This is a genomic window from Paenibacillus antri, from assembly GCF_005765165.1.
GTDB classification, from domain to species: Bacteria; Bacillota; Bacilli; order Paenibacillales; family YIM-B00363; genus Paenibacillus_AE; species Paenibacillus_AE antri.
The window spans coordinates 1-1,431 of the sequence record NZ_VCIW01000052.1 but is presented as its reverse complement, the minus strand read 5'-3'; the positions used below and the strand labels follow the sequence as shown (position 1 = coordinate 1,431).

At 50.1% G+C, this 1,431-nt stretch carries 1 protein-coding gene; it reads left to right on the top strand.

The window, feature by feature from the left end; all coding sequences use genetic code 11:
* The first annotated feature begins 105 nt into the window (after positions 1 to 105).
* The gene (locus tag FE782_RS31940; RefSeq protein ID WP_138198414.1) at positions 106 to 1,299 is read left to right on the top strand and encodes an IS256 family transposase; all 1,194 of its coding nucleotides are present in this window, start codon (positions 106 to 108) and stop codon (positions 1,297 to 1,299) included.
* Positions 1,300 to 1,431: the final 132 nt, after the last annotated feature.

The following is a 1,431-nucleotide window of genomic DNA, read 5'->3' as shown; positions in this document are numbered from 1 at the left end:
CGATGACGTACAATAGTTTGTGTACCAAAGATTGGAGCCTAGTCAGGCATAAAAAAAGTAGGGTATTCTTGGGATTGCGACGTCACCAAGAAAGGACCCTACTCGATGACTACTATACCCGAAAGTGCGCTATCCAATCTATTTGAAAATCTTGTCACTCAGTTTCTAAAGGACAATTTAGAATCCATTATGCGAGCCGAAATCAAGCATTTCATGGAGGACAGTCCCGAAGGCCACCATAACAGCCGAAACGGTTACTACCGACGCAGCCTGCATACCAAGTACGGTAACATTGAGGAAATGGCGGTACCACGTGACCGAAACGGTGAGTTTCACACCCAGATCTTCGAGCCATATCAGCGACGAGACGACTGGCTAGAGCAAGCGGTGATCCACATGTATAAGAGCGGAATGGGTACTCGCGATGTGGCGCGGTTTATCGAGAGCATGTTCGGTACCCATTATTCTCCCTCAACGGTAAGCAACATTACGGCAACGGTCCTTGAGGACATCCAAACCTGGCAGCAGCGTCCCTTACAAAAGAGATACAGTGTCATCTACCTCGACGGTCTCTACGTTAAGCTCAAGCGAAGTACGGTGAGTGGTGAGGTCATCTACTTCGCCATGGGCATTGATGAGGAAGGGCACCGACAAATCCTCGGCTTCTACGTCGGTGGCCAAGAGAGCTCCAACGGCTGGCGTGACGTGCTCAAGGATCTTTACCGCCGAGGTGCGCAGGAAGTGCTCCTTGGCGTCTTCGACGGGCTACCTGGACTAGATGATGCGTTCCGAGAGACGTATCCGAAGGCAGACGTACAGCACTGCATCGTTCACAAGGTGCGCTCGACATTCCCGAAAATCCGCGTGCAGCATAAAACCGATTTTCTGGATGACCTAAAGACCATCTACAACGCACTGGACCACGACCTTGCGATCGCCGCATTTGATACGCTAAAAGCCAAGTGGAGCAAGCTATACCCGAAGGAAATCGCGTCATGGGAGGGACAACTGCCGACGTTGCTAGCGTTCTTTAAGTACCCAGCAATGATCAAGGATGCAATTTACACGTCCAACCCGATCGAACGGATGAACAAAGAGATCCGCAAACGACTAAAGCCGATGAACAGCCTAACAAACATGGATGCAGCTGAGAAGATTGTTTACTTGGATGCCATCGACTACAACGAACGCTTTTCCAATAGGGTCATTCGTGGGTTCGGTGATCCCGCGGTGAAACAGAAGCTCGCTACCATGTTTGACGAGCGTTACCCTGCGATTGCCACTAAGGGGTTGGAATAAGATACCACCTCCCGCGCTTCGCTTGGGCTACGTTCTCCACAAGAACCAAGTTCAGAAAATTAAATCTAATTGACGCATCCATCGTCCCGATGGATACCCCTACCTAAAATACACAAACTTCTGGACACTACC